General features: G+C 41.2%; 21 protein-coding genes. 5 read left to right on the top strand and 16 right to left on the bottom strand.

Going from position 1 to position 24,518, the window contains the following annotated elements:
• Nucleotides 1–38: 38 nt before the first annotated feature.
• A complete protein-coding gene (locus ACQFX9_RS23960; RefSeq protein WP_427159053.1) occupies nt 39–1,253 on the bottom strand; it encodes a serine/threonine protein kinase in 1,215 nt (404 codons plus the stop codon).
• A gap of 158 nt (nt 1,254–1,411) precedes the next feature.
• Between ACQFX9_RS23960 and ACQFX9_RS23965 the strand changes: the two genes are divergently transcribed.
• Nucleotides 1,412–2,947: a phytoene desaturase family protein gene (locus ACQFX9_RS23965; RefSeq protein ID WP_427159055.1), complete on the top strand. Its 1,536-nt coding sequence runs from the start codon at nt 1,412–1,414 to the stop codon at nt 2,945–2,947.
• Between the two features lie 67 nt (nt 2,948–3,014).
• Here ACQFX9_RS23965 and ACQFX9_RS23970 read toward each other — a convergent pair whose 3' ends face one another.
• Nucleotides 3,015–3,965 (bottom strand): class I SAM-dependent methyltransferase, encoded by a 951-nt coding sequence (locus ACQFX9_RS23970; RefSeq protein WP_427159057.1) that lies wholly within the window; start codon nt 3,963–3,965, stop codon nt 3,015–3,017.
• Nucleotides 3,966–4,256: 291 nt separating this feature from the next.
• Nucleotides 4,257–4,481 (bottom strand): hypothetical protein, encoded by a 225-nt coding sequence (locus tag ACQFX9_RS23975; RefSeq protein WP_427159059.1) that lies wholly within the window; start codon nt 4,479–4,481, stop codon nt 4,257–4,259.
• Between the two features lie 124 nt (nt 4,482–4,605).
• On the opposite strand from ACQFX9_RS23975, the gene ACQFX9_RS23980 reads away from it, so the two are divergent.
• Complete coding sequence (locus tag ACQFX9_RS23980; RefSeq protein ID WP_236143664.1) at nt 4,606–4,842, top strand: hypothetical protein; 237 nt, start codon at nt 4,606–4,608, stop codon at nt 4,840–4,842.
• A gap of 497 nt (nt 4,843–5,339) precedes the next feature.
• On the opposite strand, the gene ACQFX9_RS23985 is transcribed toward ACQFX9_RS23980, so the two are convergent.
• The 6 genes from ACQFX9_RS23985 to ACQFX9_RS24010 all read right to left on the bottom strand — a co-directional run bounded on the left by ACQFX9_RS23985 (nt 5,340) and on the right by ACQFX9_RS24010 (nt 11,951).
• Entirely contained in the window at nt 5,340–5,717 is a 378-nt protein-coding gene (locus ACQFX9_RS23985) for a hypothetical protein (RefSeq protein WP_427159061.1), read from the bottom strand.
• A 534-nt stretch (nt 5,718–6,251) separates the two neighbouring features.
• Complete coding sequence (locus ACQFX9_RS23990; RefSeq protein WP_427159063.1) at nt 6,252–7,313, bottom strand: NAD(P)/FAD-dependent oxidoreductase; 1,062 nt, start codon at nt 7,311–7,313, stop codon at nt 6,252–6,254.
• Nucleotides 7,314–7,641: 328 nt separating this feature from the next.
• Nucleotides 7,642–8,229, bottom strand: a complete 588-nt coding sequence (locus ACQFX9_RS23995; RefSeq protein WP_427159065.1) for a hypothetical protein — start codon at nt 8,227–8,229, stop codon at nt 7,642–7,644.
• Between the two features lie 207 nt (nt 8,230–8,436).
• The gene (locus tag ACQFX9_RS24000; RefSeq protein WP_427159067.1) at nt 8,437–9,666 is read right to left on the bottom strand and encodes an acyltransferase family protein; all 1,230 of its coding nucleotides are present in this window, start codon (nt 9,664–9,666) and stop codon (nt 8,437–8,439) included.
• A 149-nt stretch (nt 9,667–9,815) separates the two neighbouring features.
• Nucleotides 9,816–11,189, bottom strand: a complete 1,374-nt coding sequence (locus tag ACQFX9_RS24005; RefSeq protein WP_427159069.1) for a DUF3370 domain-containing protein — start codon at nt 11,187–11,189, stop codon at nt 9,816–9,818.
• A gap of 249 nt (nt 11,190–11,438) precedes the next feature.
• Nucleotides 11,439–11,951, bottom strand: a complete 513-nt coding sequence (locus ACQFX9_RS24010) for a peptidase C15 (protein ID WP_427159071.1) — start codon at nt 11,949–11,951, stop codon at nt 11,439–11,441.
• A 58-nt stretch (nt 11,952–12,009) separates the two neighbouring features.
• Here ACQFX9_RS24010 and hisH point away from each other — a divergent pair, with 58 nt between their 5' ends.
• Together hisH and rsmD are read left to right on the top strand one after the other, a co-directional pair.
• A complete protein-coding gene (hisH, locus tag ACQFX9_RS24015; RefSeq protein WP_427159073.1) occupies nt 12,010–12,645 on the top strand; it encodes an imidazole glycerol phosphate synthase subunit HisH in 636 nt (211 codons plus the stop codon).
• A 99-nt stretch (nt 12,646–12,744) separates the two neighbouring features.
• Complete coding sequence (gene rsmD / locus ACQFX9_RS24020) at nt 12,745–13,290, top strand: 16S rRNA (guanine(966)-N(2))-methyltransferase RsmD (RefSeq protein ID WP_427159075.1); 546 nt, start codon at nt 12,745–12,747, stop codon at nt 13,288–13,290.
• A gap of 117 nt (nt 13,291–13,407) precedes the next feature.
• Here the strand turns inward: rsmD and petG are convergent, their stop codons facing one another.
• Nucleotides 13,408–13,521 (bottom strand): cytochrome b6-f complex subunit V, encoded by a 114-nt coding sequence (gene petG, locus ACQFX9_RS24025; RefSeq protein ID WP_103137481.1) that lies wholly within the window; start codon nt 13,519–13,521, stop codon nt 13,408–13,410.
• Nucleotides 13,522–13,731: 210 nt separating this feature from the next.
• On the opposite strand from petG, the gene ACQFX9_RS24030 reads away from it, so the two are divergent.
• Entirely contained in the window at nt 13,732–14,106 is a 375-nt protein-coding gene (locus ACQFX9_RS24030) for a c-type cytochrome (protein WP_236142590.1), read from the top strand.
• 405 nt (nt 14,107–14,511) lie between these two features.
• On the opposite strand, the gene ACQFX9_RS24035 is transcribed toward ACQFX9_RS24030, so the two are convergent.
• From ACQFX9_RS24035 to lexA, 6 genes are all read right to left on the bottom strand, one after another.
• Nucleotides 14,512–15,147, bottom strand: a complete 636-nt coding sequence (locus ACQFX9_RS24035) for a carbonic anhydrase (RefSeq protein WP_427159078.1) — start codon at nt 15,145–15,147, stop codon at nt 14,512–14,514.
• Between the two features lie 145 nt (nt 15,148–15,292).
• Nucleotides 15,293–17,365 (bottom strand): AAA family ATPase, encoded by a 2,073-nt coding sequence (locus ACQFX9_RS24040; RefSeq protein ID WP_427159080.1) that lies wholly within the window; start codon nt 17,363–17,365, stop codon nt 15,293–15,295.
• On the bottom strand, nt 17,362–17,535 hold the full coding sequence (locus tag ACQFX9_RS24045; RefSeq protein ID WP_192881710.1) for a hypothetical protein: 174 nt from the start codon (nt 17,533–17,535) through the stop codon (nt 17,362–17,364). Before ACQFX9_RS24045 ends, ACQFX9_RS24040 begins: the two co-directional genes overlap by 4 nt.
• Nucleotides 17,536–18,031: 496 nt before the next feature.
• Nucleotides 18,032–21,763, bottom strand: a complete 3,732-nt coding sequence (locus ACQFX9_RS24050; RefSeq protein ID WP_427159082.1) for a PAS domain S-box protein — start codon at nt 21,761–21,763, stop codon at nt 18,032–18,034.
• 328 nt (nt 21,764–22,091) lie between these two features.
• Nucleotides 22,092–23,570 (bottom strand): DNA phosphorothioation system restriction enzyme, encoded by a 1,479-nt coding sequence (locus tag ACQFX9_RS24055; RefSeq protein WP_427159084.1) that lies wholly within the window; start codon nt 23,568–23,570, stop codon nt 22,092–22,094.
• 146 nt (nt 23,571–23,716) lie between these two features.
• On the bottom strand, nt 23,717–24,322 hold the full coding sequence (lexA, locus tag ACQFX9_RS24060; protein WP_427159086.1) for a transcriptional repressor LexA: 606 nt from the start codon (nt 24,320–24,322) through the stop codon (nt 23,717–23,719).
• Between the last annotated feature and the right edge of the window lie 196 nt (nt 24,323–24,518).

The following is a 24,518-nucleotide window of genomic DNA, read 5'->3' on the forward strand; positions in this document are numbered from 1 at the left end:
CTTGCATTTTTCCTTTTTCCTTTTTCCTTTCTCTATGCTTAATCAAAGATTTCTTGTAGTGCATAAAGCGCAAATGTCCACAAGATAATACTAATGGGTGCGCCGATTAAAACACCAGCGATCGCCCAACCTCTTTGATGGGCTTTAAATTGTTCAATACTCCGCCATCGTCTACTTTTCCACGCCCATTCATTACCTTTTGCACCGAGTGAGATCGTCATCACCCAACCAATATACGGTGTAAAACATAATAATCCCAGCCACACTTGGTTACTCCACAACCAAAACCAAGGTAATAAAAAAGCCCCCCAATTCCAGCCTTGAATTTCCTCTGGAACTGGTTCTAACGTGTTAATAATTCCACAACCAGAATTATTGATAAACATTTTAGATGGCAGACGAATTAGGTTAGAAGATTTCCTTTCTAAATGAGGATATTCTTCTCCTAAACCATGTTTGAGTGTATCCAAAGCTTGACTTGCATTATTAAACCGTTTTTCTGGTGCTGGTTCTGTTAATTTTTCCAGCCATCTGATAAAACCAGGACTCAAACTAACTCTATTAGTAAATTTTATTCGCAAATCTTCCTGGGGCAATTCCGCAGGAGAAACACCAGTCAACAAGTGAATTAAAGTAGCTCCCAGTGCGTATAAATCTGAAGCTGGAACAGCACGACCGCCATATTGTTCCATTGGTGCATAACCGTAAGTACCAACAACAGTAAACGTCACACCTTCTTTTGCAGCTTTATCTTGAACCGCGCCAAAATCCACTAAATAAATATGTTTGTCATCACCCAAAATTAAATTACTGGGCTTAATATCTCGGTGCAGAACCCCAGGATTTAACTCATGTAAATAAATGAGAATTTTGAGAACCTCAGCCGCAATTTTCTTAGCTTTTTTTTCAGTAAATCTTTTGCCGACAGCGAGTTTTTCTTTGAGTGATTCACCAGGAATATATTCTTGAACTAAGCCAAACCAAAGATTGCGGTCATCTACACAAAAATAGTCAATGTATTGTGGAATACAAGGGTGATTTAACTGCTTGAGAACCTGGGCTTCTCTCTCAAATAGTTTCAAATCATCCCACTGTACACTACCACCAAAAGCTAAAAGCTTGACTACAACCTGCGAATTTTCTGTATCATGAGCTTGTAAATCTTTTGCTAACCAAGTTTGACGAATACCATTGTTACCTAATTGTTTCAGGACTTGATAACGGTCATGCAATATTTGTTCTACTTGCAGCATTTGACACCTGCTGGCAATTTACATAAAAAATTCCCCTATTCTTAGGATAGACAAAAAAATTAGAAGCAGGGGGGCAGGGGGCAGGGGGAATGGGGACAAGGAAGAAGTAATGAGTAATGAGTAATGACTATTGACTGTTGACTATTGACTATTGACTAATGACTGACATCATCGTAATTGGTAGTGGTATTGGTGGTTTGAGTTGTGCGGCTCTTTTGGCTCGTTATGGGTTGGAGGTGACGGTTTTTGAGAGTCATTCTATCCCTGGTGGGGCAGCGCACGCTTTTGAACGTCAAGGATTTAAGTTTGATAGTGGGCCTTCTCTCTATTCTGGGTTGTCTTATAGTCCCTCTGTTAACCCTCTACGACAAGTCCTAGATGCCATTGGGGTGGATTTACCTTGTGTTAATTACGATACTTGGGGCTGTCGTCTGCCAGAGGGTGATTTTGATACCGCAGTGGGAGGTGAGCAATTTTGTGAGGTTTTAGCTAAATTGCGAGGACAGGATGCTGTTCAGGAATGGCGAAATTTACAAAAGGTGATGACACCACTTGCCCAAGCTGCGATCGCTCTTCCTCCAGCTGCTTTACGCTTAGATATGGGTGCAGCTTTGACTGTGGGCAAGTTTGCGCCATCTCTAGCTCAACACGCTGCTAATGTGATTAAATTAACTGGGTCTTTTGACCGGATTATGCGGGGTGTAGTTAGTGACCCGTTTATTCAAAATTGGCTAAATTTACTGTGTTTTCTCCTCTCTGGACTCCCCGCATCGGGAACTAACGCCGCCGAAGTGGCTTTTATGTTCGCTGATTGGTATAAGCCAGGAGTTAAGTTAGATTATCCTGTCGGCGGTAGTGGTGCTTTAGTCGATGCTTTGGTGCAGGGACTAGAAAAACACGGAGGGAAGTTAATTTTAGGCTCTCATGTTGAGCAAATATTAGTCGAAGGTAAACGCGCCGTTGGTGTGAAACTCCGCAATGGTGAAGAAGTGCGATCGCAGCGAGCTGTGATTTCTAATGCTTCGGTTTGGGATACACTGAGGCTAGTACCAGCAGCCGCACTACCAGCAAAATTCCGTACCCAACGCCAAGCCATACCTGAATGTGATAGTTTCCTGCACCTGCACTTAGGTATTGATGCTCAAAATTTACCAGCAGATTTAGCTTGTCATTATATAGTAGTCAACGATTGGGAATTGGGAATTACAGCACCGCAAAACGTCATTTTAGTCTCAATTCCCTCAATTCTCGACCCATCCTTAGCACCCCCAGGGAAACACGTCATTCACGTTTACACCCCAGGGAATGAACCCTACGCAATTTGGCAAGGGATGGACAGGAGAAGTCCAGAATATGAAGAGAAAAAGCGATCGCGTGCGGAAGTCATGTGGCAAGCTTTGGAAAGAATCATTCCCGATATCCGTTCCCGTTGTGAAATCACATTGGTAGGTACACCCCTCACCCACGAAAGATTTTTACGTCGCCATCGCGGTTCTTACGGCCCCGCCATCTCCGCCGCCGTCGGGTTATTTCCCAGCCACAGCACACCCCTACCAGGGTTAATGTGCTGTGGCGACTCCACCTTTCCCGGCATCGGTTTACCAGCCGTCGCCGCCAGTGGCATGATTGTTGCTAATACCCTCACACCCGTCAGTCAACATTTAGCGATGCTCAAGGATGTTGGTTTGGGGTAAAGAATTGGGCATGGGGCATTGGGCATCGAAGGAAGAAGGTTTTACCCCTGCCCCCTGCCCCCTGCCTCTACATCGGCTTTTGAGCAATAATCGTCCTGTGCCGTGGGTCACTGGGGACGGTAACTGGTTTTAAGAAGCCGACTTTTTGCAGAGTGGCTTCAATATCAAATGTGTAGTATTGGTCACTCCACGGCTCAGTGCTTTTCATGAGGGTGAAGAGAACAGGGGGGAGGTTTTGGATGACGGGCGATCGCGGGTTATTATCTACTATGGCGATACAACCGCCTGGTCTGAGCAATCTTCTCACTTCTGTGAAAATTTCCTGGCTGGCATAACTGGGGAGTTCGTGGGTGACAAACTGGAGAGTTACCAAGTCAAAGGAGTTATCTGGTAAACCCGTCTTTTCTGCCCTGGCGTGAATCCATTCAGCTATTTCACTATTTACATCCCTAGTTCTAGCTACAGCCAGCATATGGGGCGATAAATCTAAACCCACAGTGCGGACTGGATACCTTTCCCGATGCTGGTAATAGCGGTGTAATGCCAAAGTGGAAACACCCACAGAACAACCAATATCTAAAATATCCCTGACTTGTTGAGGGCCGTATGTCCCCAAAGCGTCGTGGAAAGTGCCTCTGAGTCTAGCGTGGGCATCTTCCCAAGTCAGGTTTTCTTGCGGCCATACCCGCAGTGCCATCGCGTAGGTAGCTGATTCTGTTTCAAAAGCAGCCTCCCAACACAGATTTCCCTCAGAGTAAGCATGAAAAGGAACTTTGTAATAGTCAGGATAAACAACATTGGGATTAGTCACTGCGGCTAATAGTTGTTTTGCGCCTGATGTTTGGAGTGCCTCATAATTTTTACGCCAGGGAATCCCATTTTTCTCAGCTGTTTTGATTAGGACTTGTCTAGCTTGGTGTTTCATTACACCGTAAATGGGCTTAGTTTGAATTAACAAATTAACGAAATTGGAGAGTAAACTTTCACCAGCCCAGTCTGGCTTATTCTTTTTGTTCATCAGCGTGGATTTAATGAGGCGATAACTGCAACTACTTAATATTGTAGAGTCCAGGACTGAGAGGAGTTCAAAAAATAGTCAATAGTCAATAGTCAATAGTCATTAGTCAATAGTCAATAGTCATTAGTCATTAGTCATTAGTCAATAGTCAATAGTCATTAGTCATTAGTCATTAGTCAATAGTCATTAGTCATTAGTCATTAGTCATTACTTCTTCTACCTTGTCTACCTTGTCCCATACCCCATGCCCTGTTCCCCATGCCCTATTTCCCATTCCCCATTCCCCATGCCCTATTCCCTTTGACAATCAAAAACCATCACAAAATCAGCATCAGGAATCAGGTGGCGTAACTTTCGCAAATAAACTTCAGCATGAGAACGACTGCGAAAGCTAGCAATATTAATTCGCTGCATATTAGGCAATAAACGGGTAATCACCCAAGAATTTAGGAGTCCTTTGTTAGCAATCTCTAGATTGGTGAATGCAAAATCTTGATAGTTGATATTGTGTCTCATGATTCAACTTTGATATCAATTTTCACAATGCAATGGTGTTAACAACTCATTGCACTTGATTTTTCCTATTTATGGGATTTTGCTTATACACTGAATATGGTAATTTCAACCTCACACGATTTCTATGAAGCCGCAGCCAGACTACACCACCACAACCCGTCCCGGCGATCATGGTACATATACTTCCCATCTACCATCAACATCTGTTAGCCATGCTTGGGGAAGGGTTTCGGATCAATCTCGTGGTGAACTGATCTACGTTGTTGAAATGCGTCAACGCGAATACGAAGAACAAGAATGTTCTCTACTTAGCAACATTGAAACATTCTTCGTGGAAGAAGAACGTCATCAGCTAAGATAATTAGTTTTCTATCTTATTAACTTTAGGGTGTGTAGAATCTTGTTAGCTTGTGGCATTAGATACAGCTAATTGAGAATTAGGCAATAACTATTGTTAACATCAGGAATTTCATGGGCGATGATGCTTCGCCTGATTGCATTTGATAGCATCTACTTCAATTTTTTGATGATTTTATACCAATTCTCCAGAATTAAGCAACAGATGCAAAGCTTGAAACCAAGATGGTATCTGACTTTCTTAATTGCGTTAGCGTACCACTCCGTGGAAGCAAGCTACGCGTAGCGTCTCGTAGAGAAGCGGTACGTTAGTCCATTGCGAATTGCGTTAGCGTAGCGGGACGTTAGTCCATTGCGAATTGGTATTATTCCTGTTTTAAAGCTTTTGTCAAGAATTTGGATGCTGACTATCTTGGCAAAAGCTTATCTAAAAATGTTGTGGATGCCATTTACCCTTCAAAACACTCAATTTTGCATCCTACTCCAATTCTTAACACCGTGTTAACCAAACCAGTGAGAGGGTTCACAAGCAGGTTCTACGGATTCGCAAAGATGATGGCTAATCCAAGCTGATTTTTGTTGAAAGATATAGTGGACACCTTGGTGAATTAAGTTTTGTAGATGCAGTTGTTGCTCTAAGGGACTGCGGGGTAACTTTTGATGAAATATAGTGTCTTGATCGCAGCTTTGTGCTTCTGGTTTTGTGGGAGAAAACGCACTATGAAAACATGGAATTCGATTCAAGACAAAGGTAATCAATTCTTGTCGTAAGTCAGGAATTGCAAAGGCTTGTTGATAAGGATGATATGAATAGGTACCTAAAACATTTTCAATCTCTCCTACGACTGATTCTTGGGTTAGTTTGACTAGCGTATTCATAAATTTTTAACTCCTGTTTTTATCTTTTCATTTACATACTGAGAGCATTAAACAAACTTGCTCAATGACTCTTCAGCAGAGATATCGAGCTTACGCGCTGAAACGAACTTTTTATGTGGGTAGAATAGCACGTATCTAGTTCTACCGATTTTTAGGAATTTGAGATTGTTGACAGCATAAATACTGAGTAAATACTCAATAGCTGGATTAATTTCCAAATCTTTTTTATTTATATTTTCATTTTTCCAAAATTATGTGATTTTGCGGTAAATCTACATAAAACTCATCATAAGTAATGAGGGATCAATCAAAAAGCAGGGTAAATCTATAAAGAAAGGTTTAAATTGAGGTGAAGTAAAGATATCTGGATGCTTAACATTCTTAATGCCAAGCTACTCATATCTGATATAAATTAGCTTGGCAATAGTGTCTATACTGACTGTTAAATATCATTATTAGTTGTAAGAAAATTTAGTAAGTCACAAAGGTGAGACTTACTATATCGCGCAATCAGTCTAACGATAGATGCAAAGATTAGGCGAAATCTTTGAAAAAGTTTACATTTGCTGGGATTAATTGGTCTAAATATTGGTTAATTTTTTCAGATGCCGCTAGTCCAGAAAGCATTGCACCTTCTACTAAATTGCCACTACACCAATCGCCACAGCAAACTAAAGGTGCAGTCGTGTCAAATGCTAAAACTTTTTCTGGCCAAAGACTACGAGGAAAAGCATAACGCCAACGATGTACTTGCATCCATTCAGGAGTACTTAGCCAGGGTAGGTTTAAAGCTTTGGCTGCACACTCTAACATTTGTTGTCCAGTGGGTTGTAACTCTGGTGAATCGAGATGCTGTTGAGCAAAATTAGCATTACTTTGAACTACAAATACAGGTTGCGGTGCTTGGTGACGTTTGCTGCTATCTAAACCAATCCAACTCAGGATTTCATTATCAACAAAAGTAACAGCTTTCCAGTCTGGTAGTTGTGATGTAGTGGGATAGCCACTCATGACGCTAATACAAGGATAATATTCGACGGAATTTAAATTTTCTAGCAATGCTGGGTTTAAATCCCTCCCCGCCAATGGAGTCAGTAGGGTTAAAGCTTGAGGTGCGGGAATAGCGATGACTAAAGCCTTAGCGGTTATTTCCTCATTACTAGATTCTAGTGTGACGCGCCAATGGTTTTCCGGTGTCAGGTGAAGACCGATCGCACGCTGATTAAGTAAAATATTTAAATCTTGGGCTAGAAATTTAGCGATCGCACTCATCCCTAAAGGTGCAACATAACGAGGACTACGATTTTGGGGTGTAGATAAACCTGTATGTGTAGCGACTTCATGAACAGTATCCGTCCAGACTTCTAAGATATGGCGATCGCACAATAAATTTACCAAATCCCTGAACAATTCCCCTTGAGGTTTCAGGTAACAAGCACCGTGATCAGCTCTTGTTTCATACAACCGCCGCGTAGCGAGTCTTCCTCCCAAACCACGGGATTTATCCACCACCAGCACCGAATAACCAGTCTTACTTAAATGCTGGGCGCAGATTAATCCTGCCATACCCGCACCGATTACTAAAATATCAGTCATTAGTTAATAGTCAATAGTCATTAGTCAATAGTCAATAGTTATGAGTCAATAGTCAATAGTCAATAGTCATTAGTCAATAGTCATTAGTCATTAGTCATTAGTCATTACTCATTACTCCTTCTCCCTTGTCTACCTTGTCCCCAATCCCCAGTCCCCAGTCCCCACAGGAAAAACTTAACAAAAAAGCAACGTACCAATATTAATGGTACGTTGCTTTTTAGGTGTTAAATTAGCTTGGCTAATTACACCAATTTTGCACCGCAGCTAAGGATTTGGATGATTTTCTGTGGCTTGCAGACTAGAGGAAATTGGTGTAATTTCCCAATCTTTAGTGGAAAGTTAGCTCAAATAGAGAACCACCATGAGCTGTAGGCAGAGAATAAGCAATTTGATCTAACTGAACTTTGGGGCCTTCTGTATCTAAACTCTTATAGAATGTACCTCTATGCTCTGGAGTGAGCAGGAGTTTAGCAGAATTATATCCAGTAGACAACGAAGAAATAAATACTTCTACGTATCCTCTGACTTCAAAGTTAGCTTTTGCTAATATGCCTTCTTTTAGGATGTTTGGCTGTAGCAAAAATAAACCCGTCTCAGCAGCTTTGATAGTTCTTGTAAATCTGATTTTATTGGGAGCAAAATCAGGCTCTAGATTAGCTAATATATTAGTTTCATCAACATCTAAGAAAGCAACAAGTTCTTGAATGTTGACAGGAGGATTAGAAACTACGGTGAAGACTAGAGAGAAAGTTACATCAAAAGCGTTAATATTACTCAAAGTTAAAAAATAACCCTGAATGACATTACGACTGAGTTTATCAATACTTTCCTTTAAAGATGGTGGTACTGGTGCAGGTAGATTTGCAGCTTTAGGAAACTGGGGTTTAACAAGCAACTCGAAAGTGGAAACTAGCATAAATTTACCTCGATTGAGATTAATTAGATCAAAGTTAAATCGCGTTTAATCAGATTTTTAGGGGAATTTTTATTCAATTTTCGCCCCTATAGATTTATCAGATTGAACTGACGAGTTTATGCAAGAATCCAAAAAAAATCTCAAGATTTTGTCATAGATGGTAGTTTTCTTGGGTGTGGAAGATGTCTCTCGCCTCCACTTCCATGATTAAACCTTCACAAACCAGCGTTGACGATACATGAAAACGGCGACAGCCCACCATAATATGACGGTGACTAGGGCAAATAATAGTGATCCATTGAAAGTTCCAGCCCAGGATGCAAAGATGTTTTGATATATCCAGTTATAGGTGCTGATGGCGGTTTCACCTGTACCGATTTTGGTTTTCACTAAAATTTTGATGAGTAATACTGATGCGACGAAAAGGGCGATCGCATTTAGTCCCATAATTTCAAAAGCTTTACTCCAGCGTCGTATCAGTCTCACTTCAATTAGTTCATAACAAGCTGCGAGTAGCAATAACGCCCAACCGCTAGTAAAAACAACATAGGAACTAGTCCACAGTTTTTTATTCATTGGGAATACCCAACCCCACGCCCAACCAATAATTAAACAACCAATCCCAAATAATGCTAATCCTACACTTGTACGTGTTTGTACTGGTTGCTTACGTATCCATTCGCCAGTAAAGTAACCAGCCAGAACGTTTACTATAGCAGGAATTGAGCTGAATAATCCTTCAGGATCTCCCATGAAGTTGAAGCCATCACCCTTGTATAAATGAGCTTTGGGAATAATCAATCGGTCAATATAAGCCCCCAAGTTGCCTTCTCTAGTTAATACCCCCGCCCCATATTCGGGTACGGGAATATACATCATTCCCAGCCAATAGGTGATGAGTAAGGTAGCTGCAATTATCCATTGACCTTTAGGCGGGAATTTGAGAACTATTAGAGAAGCTAGCAAATAACTGATGCTAATACGCTGCAACACTCCCATAATGCGAAGGCTACTAAAATCAAACGTCCAAACGCCTTGATTCCAAAAGCCGTTGAGAAACAAGCCTAGAATAAACAAAATTGCAGCGCGGCGAAATATTCGCCAGTAAAGAGAGGCAGGGGGGCTGGGGGCTGGGTGCAGGGGGGACGTTAGATTTTTCTCCTCTGTTGCAACTTCGCCACTAGTAGATGATTTTTCTCCCCTGCTCTCTGCTCCCCTGCCCCCTGCCTTATATTGGGTGTATTTAGATAACGAAAAAGTCATCGCCACACCGACGATAAAGAGAAAGAAAGGAAATACTAAATCAGTGGGTGTGCAACCATGCCAATCAGCATGAGTTAGGGGAGGATAGACATCATCAGCAACTCCCGCCATATTAACGAGAATCATCCCCGCTATGGTGATACCACGAAAAACATCAAGTGAGGTCAGGCGCATGGATGGAATTTTTAGGGATTGGGGATTGGGGATTGGGGACTGGGGACACTTCGACAAGCTCAGTGCTTCGCTGGGGATTGGGGATATAAGGTAGGAGATGAGAAAAACTGTTCCCTGTTCCCTGTTCCCTGTTCCCTAATGACTATTGACTATTGACTACCCTTAGAAGCTTGGGTTGTGACTGTTAATACTTGGGGGGGTGTGGCATCTGGGGGATAGAGAAAGTCTACTTCTACTAGAGAGCGATCGCCTGTTTTCATGTTTAATACAGCTAGTGGTTGTCCTGGCTGACCTCTTCTTTGTACTAAGTGAATAAAGTTAGTTTGAGGACGGCCGTTATCGTCTTTGTATCGTATTCTCACACTACCTCTAAAGAAGACTTGACGGGCAGGTGTGGTAAAAAATCTCAGTCCTGGTTGTGTTAATTTGTCTTCTTTAATTGGCGTTTGAATTGATACGTTTACCGTTTGGGCGGTAGAAGTATTATTGTATAACGGTAACTTCAAACTATATTGAATCGCGTAATTTCCATGCGCCCGATAAGCGGTGTCAGGATAACGTACTAAAAGCGGCGCGCTTTGAATTTGTTCTGTTCCCAATGTTCCACCATGCAGGGTGCTAAGGGGATAGGAAAATGACTGTCCTGGTTGGGGAATAGTGAGGTATTTAGCTTTGGGACTATCAACGATAAAAGCGCGCCATTGCGTCCCCCGCGCCACACCAGCCACTCTGCCATAGATACGGGGTTTACCAGTTTCTTCTAAAGGTGTGGGGACTTTATCACGGGGACTAGAGACATCACTATTATTTAATAAATCTTGCCACTCTTCTAAAGTTGGGGGGCGTTCACTCCCGTCAGCATTAGTGCGCGCAAACATCGCCAAACTAGCTGCGTAGACTGTACCACTACTTCGTAGTCTTGCCAAAGTTGAGCGACCGTTAAGGGGTGGTGTCAATCCTTTGACGGGGATTGGTTGATTGAGTAACATTCGACTTTCCCCGGCTGGAATCACGATTTGGGGAGGAAAAATATCTTGTCGTCGTCCTCTCAAGATATCAGACATGACGCGATCGCCAGGCCCTGCAAATACATTACCTAACAAATTTTCACTAAAAGCAGGTAACTCAATAAACGGCGCATCTGGTTGACTTAAGTAACTTGCAGCTTGCAACACGTTGACTGTCACAGGCTGGTTTGTGGGGTTATGTAAAATTATCCCTAAATATAATGAGCGCAAATTCTCCGGCGGTTCAGCTCGTGCAACGTGATGAGCAAACACATCAAACCTACCGCGAAAGGGATAATTCAAATGAGCTGATGGGATTTTTTTACCCTGTGGTGGAAAAGTCGAAAGCAAAATCCCTTCTTTTAATACTAATTCGGGACTATTGCTATTAAAAGTTGGCACCGCATCCAATTGTCCTGGTAACGGGCGCACTTGTTGGGGTTGGACAACTTCTTCCGGTGGTGGTGTAGCCGGAGTTGATTGGGCAACCATTAAACCGAGTAATAAATGCAACATATTCCGAAAAAAATTTATCTCCCGTTATAACAAATTAGTCAATAGTCATTAGTCATTAGTCAATAGTCATTAGTCATTACTCAGCACCGGCTAAACGCCGCGCTACCGCTAACAGCACTCATTACTCAGCACTCAGTACTCATTACTCATTACTCATTACTCATTACTCATTACTCAGCACCGGCTAAACGCCGCGCTACCGCTAACAGCACTCATTACTCAGCACTCCCACACCCCGACGCTAGCGACTTATAAAAGTGCCAAATTGTTAATAATTAATAAGAAATCTGTCAAAACCTCTATCAAATTTTCTTGGTTTAAAACTGGGACATGAACAAATATACAATGTGCTGTCGAATTCTTTTGTCCTAAGTAGTCCAGTACAGAATAATAAAGACCTTCGCAAACAAATTTACCGCAGTCGTCACTAATATCAGTCGCCTTTGCTCCTGATACTAATTGTTTGACATCAATATTCGTCTGTAAAAAAGTTTCTCCACGGCTTGCACCCAGTTCTACACTTAATTTTTGCCGACTAGCGGCCATGCCACAACAGACTACATAATCAGGTTGGTATTCCTCTATTTTGTCCACCACCCGAACACTAGCTAGCTCGACATCAACAGGTAACAGTCGCAAAAAATTTAAATCATAGGGGAGTGAGTCGAGTTTCATGACTTCAAGTAATAAATCATCCGAAGAATTTGACGGTTGATTTTCCAGCCAAGTGTCAAAAGAAGTTAATAGTATTCTTTTCTTCATGGAAAATATTATTTAGAATAGAAAAACCTTCCATAAATAATTTACAAGGAATAAATCAATGCCAGTGATTGCGGTTATAGACTACGACATGGGCAACTTGCATTCTGTTTGCAAGGGATTAGAAAAAGCAGGTGCATCTCCCAGAATAACTGATTCTCCCAAGGAATTAGCTAAAGCTGATGCGGTTGTTTTACCTGGGGTGGGAGCATTTGATCCCGCAGTCCAACATATTCGCCAACGCGATTTAGAGCAGCCGATCAAAGATATAATCGCATCTGGCAAACCCTTCTTAGGCATCTGTTTAGGACTACAAATTTTGTTTGAATCCAGTGCGGAAGGAACTCAACCAGGACTGGGAATTGTGCGAGGAAAAGTGAAGCGGTTTGTCCATGAACCTGGAATTACAATTCCCCACATGGGTTGGAATCAGCTGCAATTAACTCAACCAAAAAGTATTTTGTGGGAGCATTTACCCCCACAACCTTGGGTATATTTTGTGCATTCTTACTATGTTGACCCCGTTGAGGCGCAAATCCGCGCTGCAACTGTTACCCACGGTACGCAAACTATTACAGCTGCTATTGCCCATGAAAACCTGATGGCAGTACAATTTCACCCAGAAAAATCATCTAACATTGGCTTGCAAATCTTGTCTAATTTTGTTTCGCAAGTACGGGAAAAAATCGCCGCTTAATAATGAAATTACAACTTAGAGCTTCGTCATTTGTTTCCAGTCATTATGATTTTGCTACATACTATTGACTATGGACTATTGACTGTTGACGATTGACTAATGAGTCTAAGAATTTACGGGAATCGCCAAATTAAAACTTTACCAGGGCAAGAAACCCGACCCACAAGCGCGCGGGTTAGGGAGGCAGTTTTTAATATTTGGCAGGGAGAAATAGTAGGTTGTCGCTGGCTAGACTTATGCACCGGTACAGGTTCAATGGGTGCAGAGGCTTTGTGTAGAGCAGCCAGTTTTGTAGTCGGAATTGAAAAATCTAGTCGCGCCTGCGCTGTAATTCAGCAGAATTGGGAGCAAGTAGCGCAGGAAAATCAAAAATGGCAAGTATTACGTGGTGATGTCATCCAGCAGCTAAAGCACTTATCAGGGCAGCAGTTTGACAAGATTTATTTTGACCCACCCTATGCTAGTGGATTATATCAACCTGTATTAGAAGCGATCGCTCACTATCAATTATTAGATCCTCAAGGTGAAATCGCCGTTGAGCATAACCCCCAAGGATGGACAGATATAGTAATTCCTAATTGGGAAATTAGCCGTGAAAAAGTTTACGGTAACACAGCACTCACTTTCTACAGCATGAGGGTGTAGGGGTGTAGGGTGTAGGGTGTAAGGAAAGAAAATCTCTCCCCCTGCTCCCTGCCCCTCCGCAATTGCTCCACTTGGGCAAAGCCCAAGACCGCATTGCTCTCTGCCCCCTACCTCTAATTAGCCACCCAACTCATTGGGGCGTTTGTATTGCTTGTAGGCAGCGTAAAATAACCCAGCGAGGGTAACTGTAATCAAACCAAGAACAATACCTGACAGCAGGGGTTCAACCACTTTAAGTCTCCTGTTTACGATTATTCAAAATTCATTTCCCACTTATGATTTTACCAAATTAGTGATGAATCCCGCTTTCAGTAAAGATTTTAGGCGATCGCTAGTTATAAGCAAAGTCTCGGATATGCTTGCAGTCAGCATCAAGAACTTTTAAGCTATGTGTAGGAAATAAACATTTTTGAAAACAACTAGACATTTACAGCACAACTTTTGGATAACCAGATTACTAAACCCGAAAACCTGATTCAGCAGTGCGCTTTACTGGCTCTAGCGATACTGCTAGCAGTCTTATTGGGCATTTTTGGTGTAAATATGGTTCAAGCCTCTGACCCATATGTCAAAAGTGTTTTAGCATTGTCAGGAGACCCAATACAAGGACACGCTATTTTTCAAATCAATTGTGCTGGCTGTCATGGTTTAGAAGCTGATGGGCGAGTCGGCCCTAGTTTACAAGGTGTTTCTAAACACAAATCCAAGTATGGATTAATTCATCAAGTCATTAGCGGTAAAACACCGCCAATGCCCAAATTCCAGCCTAATGCTCAAGTAATGGCAGACCTCTTGAGTTACTTAGAAACTTTATAAAACCAATTCGCAATGGGCTAACGCCCCGCTTCTCTACGAGACGCTATGCGAACGCTAACGCAATTCGCAATGGACTAACGTCCCGCTACGCTAACGCAATGGACTAACGTCCCGCTACGCTAACGCAATTCATTCAGCCACCCACAAGGGGGAGTGGCGTTGGTGGGTTTCCCGACTTGAGAGAACTGGCGTTGGAGTTTTACCTACCTTGGGAAACAAGGATTTTTGGACGCAAGTCCGGTTTTAAACCTAACTTTTTCCAATTAATCAGTATATTTACTATACTAAGCAGTAGGTGATGTAAGTAATTGACACCTACTGCTTTTTTTGACGACTCAGCACTCACCACTCAGCAATCATCACTCATCACCCAGCACTCACCACTCACCACTCACCACTCACCACTCAGCACAAAAGTAAAGGACATTGATACAATTGCCACTGCACCGTTGAAACATTTAAATCTTTAATTAATCCAGTACGTATATCTAATAACCAGCCATGAACCATAGGGGCGTTACCTTCGTAGAGTGCTTGACGCATAATGGAAGTTTGATAAAGATTCTTCACTTGTGCGACAACATTGATTTCGGCTAAACGATTCAGACGTTCAATTCTGCTTGGCAAGGCATCAATTTCAGCCTTATGTTGTAAATATAATTCTCTAATGGGATTTACCCAATTATCTATAATGCCAATGGTTCGCCATTCTAACGCCGCCTTAATTCCTCCGCAATCATAATGACCACAAACAATAATATGTTTGACTTGCAAATGTAAAATTGCATACTCTAAAACAGCGAGAAAGTTAATATCCGTTAGAGAAACTTGATTAGCAATATTCCGATGTACAAATAACTCTCCAGGTTCAGTGCGAGTAAAGTTAGTCAATGGCAGACGACTATCAGAACAACCGATGTAGAGAAAGTGAGGAGTTTGTCCTGTTGATAATTCTTCAAAGTAATCTGGCTCTAGTGCTAACTTTTCAGCTACCCAAGTCTGATTATTTTTAAGCAGCTCATTAATGCTGTGATATTTCATCGAATTTCTTTGAGCATCTCACCAATATTTTAGCTAATTTACATTTGCTCCCAGAGTCATTTGCACTGATGACAAACTAAAGTTTTGCTAAAAAAGCTGATTTTATTTCATAAAAATTACAGACTTTCTAAAACAGTATTGATGATTACCAATCTCTTGTAATTTCAATTACTTCTGTATATTCAAACTCATTGGGGCTTTGTTTAACTAAGGGATATCTTTCTCCAGCTAGTTCTATATAATCTTGTTCACAGTCTGGTTTAGAGGAATAATAAACTAAAACATATTCTCTTCCCACTCTTTCAGAGATTTCTGCTTCAACTTCACCCCGCCATTGTGTTTTAGTGACTAATACGATTAATTGATTGGCTAACTGCGGTAAAGTTTGGGCAATACGACGGCGATAGGTTTCGTCTAGACTTCCGAAGGGAGAATCCATCACGATGGGAAAGGTACTACTATCAGGGATGGTGAGGATTTTACGTTTAGCACTCCACTCTCTGACTTTATCAATAATACTAGCGATAAAAGATAGACTAAGAATTTGGTTTTCCCCTGTGGAAGCTGCAACTATTGCTTCTGTACCGGAGGTATTTTCTACTAAGGTTAGTTCATATTTGTCACTGATTTTAGGGATATAAGGAGTAAAAGAAATAGCCGCAAATATTTCTTGCAATCGCTTTTCTAGTTGCAGGCGAAACTGTTTTTCTTGGCGGTTTCTCACTTCAGTTAAACGTTCGATTGCGTCTTGGGTAGCGTTGATGCGTCTTTGGGCTAATAATTGTCTGTCTTCGTTGAGCTTTTGTTTAGCAATTTGTTTGATTAAAGTTTCAATCTCGGCTTTAAGGTGAGTGATTTTCTGTTGATTCGCGCCTTGTTCTCGATTTAATTCGTCGATTTTACTTTCAATCTCATCTAGTCTTTTTTGTAAGTTGCTAATCTCTTCGTTGGGATCTTTACGTAAACGTTCTTGAATATTATCTAATTCGTGTTCGATTTCTGAAATGTTTTGGCGTAGTTGATTAAGTCTAGCTTGTTCTTTGTCTACTTCTTCCCAAAAGGCTGCGGCTTGTTTATCTATTTCTTCTACCTGTGCGCTCATCCGAATTGCGGTTTCTTCTACTGAAGAAGAACCTGCTTTATCTAACCACATACCCACATAATGATGAGCGTGATTACCTGGATGTAATTCTGCACCACAAATACAGCGTTGGGAATTGAGTAATTCTGTGATAAATTCCCGTGAAATTCCAGAGGTTAATTCGCCTCGCCGTTTTAAATCATGAATAATATTCCGAAACTGGTTAGTAGTGTCTGATAGTAAAACTGTATAACCCCGTGAGGAAATAATTTTCTTCAAGGCTTCTTTAGTTTGTCGCCAGTTGTCTTGATGGCTTTTCTTTTGATTTTCTAATTCTTGCCGTTTTTGTTGTAGTTCCTTAGCGGCGGTTAATTCTTGTAACCGATTACCAGTTTCTTTTTTAAAAGTTTGTTGATATTCTATTTCTTGCTTAATTTCTGCTTGACGGGCGTTGACTTGGGCAATTTCTTGTTCGAGTTTGGCTTGTTCTTTTAAAAGTTGTTTGATTTCGGAGTCACCAATAGCTTTTAATTCGTTCTCTAAGCTTTTTTTGGCTTCTCCTAGATGTTTAATAGAACGGTTGATGACTTCTACACCCAAGAAAATTTTTGTCGCTTCCGCAATTTCAGACTTTTTATCAGAACGGACAATTTCTTCTATGCGTTCGCCGTCGAAAAAGAAGTATTGATGTAGACTGACTGGTAAAATCTGCCCGATGATTTCTTCTGGTTGCTGGAGTGGAAAATACCATCTACCGTCATCACCAGCGACTTGCATGAGTAATTCGGTTTTACCTAGAGCAAAATCTGTTTTATTTTTATAACCGCGACATTGGCGTTTAACGTTATAGCGTTTACCTTCGTGTTCCCAGTTAATTTCTACCCAACATTCTACAGCTTGTCCTGGTTGAGCTTCTGCGATCGCTCTTTTATTTACTAACTGTTCTGTGGAAGCAAACGCTGCACTAAATTTTTCATATAAAACCCACGTAAAGGCATTCAGTAAACTGGTTTTACCTGCTCCATTATTGCCGTGAATAATCGTTGTATTCAAGACATCTCCTCCAGAAATGATCATCTCTGGTGTTTTGCCATAAAAAGAGCGAAAGTTACACAGTTTAATGGATGTGAGTTTCATTGCACTGCTCCCTTGACAATATCTAAAATATCATCATTGATGGGGCTATTACTTTTCCTATCCAGCCGATTCTTTTCCAGATGCCAAACTCGCTCGATAATTTGTCTTACTTCCGGTGGCGCGCTCAAAATCGGCTCTTGCACATCATCGATATTTTGCTCTGGCGACATCTTAATTTTTGAGAATATCTTTTTTACCTATTTTAACCGCCTCAATCGCGCTTTTTTCATCCGTAAAGCCACTATGAATATTATTTTCAAATTCTCTGGATTTTTGCGGTGAAATTTCAAAGTTTTTTGACAAAAAAGTATTTATTTTTATTCTGCTTTCTGCTATATTTTACTTATGCTGAAATTCTTTATAATGGGATGTTAGTAAAATTTTTAAAGAAGCAAACACTCCATTATATTAGTGTCTATTAAATATTTTTCCATAAAACGTACAATTAACTACAACAAGTAGAAAAAATTTACAAAAAACTTAAGTATAATTGTGTAGAAGGGGAACAGGTAAGCTGTCCAGCATATAAGGAAAAACACGAAGTCCGCAGGGGAGCAGGGGGCAAGGGAGAGGGTTTGCAGCTTTTATCGGTATGACAGTGATGCAGTTTAGATGACGATTAGCTGAGACAAGGTAGCATTTTTCCCAGTCCCCAGTCCCCAGTCCCTAATTCTGTACAACATCCGCTAAAGTCTGCAATAACTCCGTTGCCGTGTAGGGTTTAGAGAGAAATTTAGTAGCACCAATGGCGATCGCTTTTTGTTCATTGACCGGTAAACCGCTAGTAGCAATGATTTTCACCTGTGGATTGAGGGCTTTGAGGGTGCGGATAGTGGTTAAGCCATCCATATTGGGCATGAGCATATCGAGTAAGACTACGCTGATGTCGTTTGGTTGTTGGGCGTAAAGAGCGATCGCCTCAATGCCATCATTTACGATCAGGGTACGATAGTTATAATCTGCTAAGGTTTCCTGTGTGGTTTGTTGAACGACGGTTTCATCATCAGCAACTAAAATTAACTCACCGTGACCCCTGGGTAACTCCGCCTCTATGTTTACCTCTGTGGCTGTTCCTCTGGAGATGGGCAAAAACACCCGAAATTGCGTACCTTTACCTACCTGACTCGATACTTCCACAAAACCACCGTGGGTTTTGACAATTCCTAAAACTGTGGATAATCCTAAACCTGTACCTTGACCGGCTTCTTTTGTGGTAAAAAAGGGATCAAATATCCGTTCCAAAAACTCTGGCGGAATTCCTGTCCCTGTATCTGCAACTTTCACCAAAACATAGCCGCCTGCACGCGCCTCAAGGTGCATTCGGGCATAAGTCTCATCAATCACATAATTTTCTGCCGTAATGGTGAGCATACCACCATTAGACATGGCATCACGGGCATTAACTGCCAAATTCATGAACACCTGATCTAATTGGGTGGGATCGGCTTGTACCATCCAGAGTGTATTACTGGGAATATCTGTTTTAATTTCTATGGCTTTAGGAAATGTCTGCTTAATGACTTTGACCAATTCTTTGAGCAGATGTCCTGGTTGTAACAAAATGCGTTGACCTTCTTTTCCACGGGCAAAGGTAAGAATCTGTTTCACTAATTCAGAACCACGCTTTGAGCTAGTTTCTAGAGTTTTGAATAATTCTTGAGTCCGTGCATCGACATTTTGGCATCTTAAAGGTAAAAGTTGGGCAATCATCACAATGGGTGCAAAGACATTATTCAAGTCGTGGGCAATACCACTAGCTAAGGTGCCGATACTTTCCAACCTTTGGGCGCGGTAGAATTGCTGTTCTAGTTGTTTTTTCTCAGTGATATCTGTGGAAATACCACAAATAGCGTAGGGACGACCCTCGGAATCACACAGAGGAAACTTGATACTTAAATAAGTATGTAGTCCATCATCTAGTTCAATTACTTCCTCAGATTGCACAGGTTTTCCAGAGGCGAGGATACTTTGATCATTTCTCGTTAAGGCTTGAGCAAATTCAGAAGAGAATATTTCATCATTAGTTTTATTTTTGACTTCTTCTCGTTTGAGGTGGGTAATTCTTTCAAACTCAGAATTTACCAAAATATGCTTCCCCTGGATGTCTTTGACATAAATTACAGCCGGGGAATTATCAATAATTGCTTGTAGCCTTTGTTCACTTTCTCTCAATGAGGCTTCAGTCTGTTTGCGCTTGGTGATGTCCTGATGCACCCCAATCATCCGCAGTGGCTGACCAGTATGATCATAGAATGCTTTGCCTTTACCATTGCCCCAATGTACCGTACCATCACACCAAACTATACGGAACTCAACATCACAAAGTGTTTGCTCATCAATAGCCTGCATCATCGATTGTTCCACAAATTCGCGGTCTTCAGGATGGACGCAATTGAGAAAGGATGGCAAATTGCGGCCAAATGTCTGGGGATCGAGATCAAATAGTGGAAATACATTCTCAGACCAGATTACTTCATTAGTTTGCAGATTCCAGTCCCAAATTCCTGTATTGGTGGCTGAAAGTGCTAGTTGCAGTCTTTTTTCACTTTCTCGTAGGGCTAATTCAGCCTGTTTGCGTTCAGTGATGTCTATATTCACCCCAATCATTTGCAGTGGTTCACCAGTGGTGTCATCACACAACACTTTACCCTTGCACACTGACCAACCTACTGTACCATTTGGGTAGATAAACCGAAATTCGATATCATAGGGTACTTGCTGGTCAATTGATCGCAAAACTGATTGATGCAGCAGTTCCCTGTCTTCAGGGTGAACAATGCTATTTAAAAAATTTTCATAGCTAACCTCAAAGGTGTCAGGAGTGACCCCAAATAAGTAAAATAAATTTTCCGACCAGTGAACCTCATTAGTTTGCAAATTCCAGTCCCAAATGCCAGTATTACTAGCTAAAAGAGCAAGTTGCAGTCTTTGCTCACTCTTTTGCAGTCTGGACTCAGCCTGTTGCCGATCGCTAACATCTCGGATTATGCAAAGATGACGATGTGGGATGAAGTGAGCAACCGCCGCAAATTCGGTATCCCGGACTGTGCCATCAGGACGACGTAATTTAAATTCACCCAACATTCGTCCTTGTTGGCAGAACTGTTGCCAAGTTTGAGTGAAGTCAAATTCTGGTGTGGTAAAGTCTGTTATTCTCGCACCTAAAAGTTCTTGTTTAGATACCCCAAACAATTTACAGGCTGCTCGATTGACATCTATATACTTCCCTTCGTCATCTACAATAGTGATCGCATCTAAGGCATGATCAAATAAAGCTTGCCATTGATGCGATCGCTCTTGAAGTGTAATTTCGATTTGTTTACGCTCCGCAATTTCTCTGTATAAGCGCGCATTTGCCTGCACTAGTTCTGCCGTGCGTTCAGCGACACGTAATTCTAATTCTGCTTGAGCTTGTTTTAGTGATGCTTCTACCTGTTGACGCTGATTCACCTCTTTTTGTAACTGTTGGTTGGCTGTTTGCAGTTGTATAGTTTGCTCATGGAATTTTTGTTGTAAGGCGTGCATGACTCCCAGCATTTCTGAGGGGTTAAATATTTGTAGGAGATTGGTTTGGGTGACTAATCCTTGGAGTTCTCCATGCTCCCCCACCACAACTACACGCCGCACGCCTTGCTGCTGCATCAACTCCTGTACTCTCATCAAAAAATCAGTTGCACTAACACTACATACAGGCTGACTCATGACAACCTCCACCGGAGTCCTGTCAATATCTAGTGCTTGTAACTGAAAATTGACCATATCTCGCTCCGTCACAATTCCCACTGGGAATAGATGGCGATCGCCTGGTTCTTGTGTAACAATCACTACACAGCTAATCTGGCGATCGCTCATCATTTGCGCCAGTTCCCGCAAAGATGCAGTAGGTGGTGCGTGAACCACTTGAGTGACCATCACATCCGCGACAGTGCGAAATTTCAACCAATGCGCTGGCTCAATCACTTGACGTATTCTTTCCTGGGTAATTAGTCCGACTAATTCACCCTTTGCATTAACTATGGGTAAGTGACGAATCCGATGATGACCCATGAATAGTAAAGCCGTTAAGACATTATCCTCTGGAGTAGGAGTCAGAGTGATCACTTGCTGTGTCATCACTTCCTCAATTCTGACAACAGATAAATTCTGACCTGAAGCAATTACCCTAACTACATCTTTGAGTGTGAATATACCTATTAATCTTTTGCCTTCAACAATCAAAATACAACCGATGTAGGGTTGTTGGGGTAAATTTCCTGCCCCTAAACTACTATCAATACCTAGTGTCCGATTCATTAAATCAATCACATCAATCAACAACATATCTGATGTGACAGTAAGAGGAGCATCTTCCATTACCTGCTCTAAATTAGGCAAATCAGTGGCATAGAGTAAATTCATGCTGCGATTTACAAAATATTTTATTCAAAATCTAAAAAATCAACTAAAAGTCATAAATTTTCATCATGTCATGGCTAGCCAAATGTGCTAAACCAAAGCTGATACCGATGTTATTTTTCAGATGTGCTTGCAGCTAAGTTGGCTAATATTATCTTTGACAATAAATATTTGTTTATAAGTAATACAGATATTGATCACAGCCATTTCAATATAGCTTTTTTTGGTATACTAATGTACAAATTTATCTGCGTCCATCTGCGGTTAATTATTTTTGTTGTTACCTCACAAGGGTAAGAAGTTCTATGTAAATCGTATTACTAATGTTAGCTCAAATATCTAACAAGCCATAACGTTTTTGTAAATTTAGCAGTTTGATTCTTGCTTCACCCGCATTATCAGCCAAATCAGCAAATTCTACGAATCGTCGTAGTTCTTTTCTTAACAGATTCCGTTCTACTTCTATGGTTTCCCTATCCAAATCTGGGGGCAATACAATCATATCAAATATAGTAGCTCGTTGCTTTTGGGGATGGGGACGCAAAACTCTGCCCCGTCTTTGAATAAATTGGCGGGGATTACCAGAACTCGATAAAATTACAGCCGTTTGAATGGCAGGAATGTCTACCCCTTCATCTAAACAGCGAATTGCCACTAAACCCTGTAATTCGCCATTTTCAAATTGATGACGCAAAATTTCTCTTTCTGTTAAAGGTGTTTGGGCTGTGTAGGTGCTAACTTTATAACTTAATTCTCTTCCCAAAATTTTAGCAACGGCTTTGAGTTGCCGCAAAGAAGAACGTTGACCTGTTTCTAGTGAACCATCACTACAGTAAAACAGTGTGTGGGTAGTGTCGCGGCGATTAGCCATTAGTTGACGCAGGGCATTTAATTTATTACTAGCTGCACCAATTAATCTGGCTCTTTGCATTAATAATGGCTTTAAATCTGCAATATCTTCAAAATTAGCTGATTCCTTAATTTCTTTATCTCGATATAGTATGGATCTGCCAATTTTTTTAGTTAATTTTAAATAAGCAATACTTTCTACTTCCGTTAACTCTACCAATATGGGATAATATAAGTAATGTACCAAAGCTCCCTGAGAAATTGCATCCCTTAAAGTAAACTCTGGCTGTAAAACTGCCCCAAAATAATCAAATAAAGATTGTGTGCCATCATCATCAAAATATCTTTCTGGCGTAGCCGATAAAGCCAACCTCAAGCCCACGCTTCTGGGTAGACTCTCTTCTAACTTCGGTGCGCCTAAATTATGGGCTTCATCGCCAATAATTAATGTTTTGATAGGAAAATACTTGAATTGTGATTGTAATCCCTCACCAATTAATGTGGAGTTAGTTGTAATTACCGTGATGAAGCCTTGAGAATGAGAACGCAGATTGTAAAGTTGAGTAGAAAGTTGACTTTGCCAATTGCGGACATTCTCAAAAGCTAAAATCGGTTGCAAATTAAACTTTTCACATTCCCGCGCCCATTGGGTGACAAGATGGCGGTAGGGACAAACCACCAACAACATCTGCAAGTTAATTTGTTGGTAAAGTTCACAAGCTATAGCCAGTGCAGTAATAGTCTTACCACTACCAGTAGCCATTTTCAGCGTACCTCTGCCGTGATTAGCAAACCAGTTAGTAATAGCTTGTCGCTGATAAGGGCGTAATTGCAGAGATACCGGCATCATAGGGCATCCTGGCAATGGCTGAGTTTGATAACTCCCCCCACTTTCCTTAACAAATGGCAAAGTTAAGCGAAAGCTAGGAGGTAGCTGCACTGAATTTAGCGTCAGGTACATAAAAATTCAAAATTCAAAATTCAAAATTCATTTTGGGCATCGGGCATCGGGCATCGGGCATCGGGTATCGAGCATGGGGATAAAATCTACCTTGTCTACCTTGTCTCCTATTCCCAATTCCCCATTCCCCATTCCCCATTCCCCACTCACATATAACCCCGCCAAACGCCGACAAGAGAACCTTGCACCTCTACTTGCATGGCTGCAACTTCAATGGGGTTGTATTTGGCGTTAGCGGGTTTGAGGGTGACGCGATCACCACTACGATAAAAACGTTTTAATGTAGTACCATAGCCATCAACTCGCGCCGCTACAATCGTGCCATTTTTTAAATGTTCAGGTTCAGGAACTGGACGGAGAAATACTAAATCCCCATCACTAATTAAATCCTCAATCATGCTATCCCCCGCTACCCTTAAAGCATAGGTTTGCGGCGGTAAAATCAGATTGGAAAAATCGATATGTTCCACAGCATCAGTAAAAGGATCTATTAAACCCCCCGCCGCAATGGTTCCTAAAACGGGTATACCTTGCCTCAAAGCTTGTAAAATTCTAATTGTTCTCGCTTTACCTTCTGTCCATTCAATGTATCCTTTATTGCGTAAATGTTCTAAACGACTTTGAATTGGTGCTGGCGATTTTAAATTCATCGCTTGCATCATTTGGCGAATCGAAGGTGAATGCTGATGTGTTCTGATATATTCAGCTAACCATTCATAAAGTTCTTGTTGCGCTTGAGTGAGTCTTTCCATACAATTAATGAGGGATGTAAATATAAATGTCCCTAGAACATTAGTACTATAAAAAACCTCTAATCACAAGATAAAAATAAAAATTAGTCATTAGTCATTAGTCAGTAGGGGCGGACTCTGTGAGATGTTCACGTTTAAAAACAGGTGTTTTGGTGAACCCTGCCCGTATATTAGTCAATAGTTGAAAAATCTACCT

The organism is Aliinostoc sp. HNIBRCY26, from assembly GCF_050235535.1.
Taxonomy (GTDB): domain Bacteria; phylum Cyanobacteriota; class Cyanobacteriia; order Cyanobacteriales; family Nostocaceae; genus Trichormus.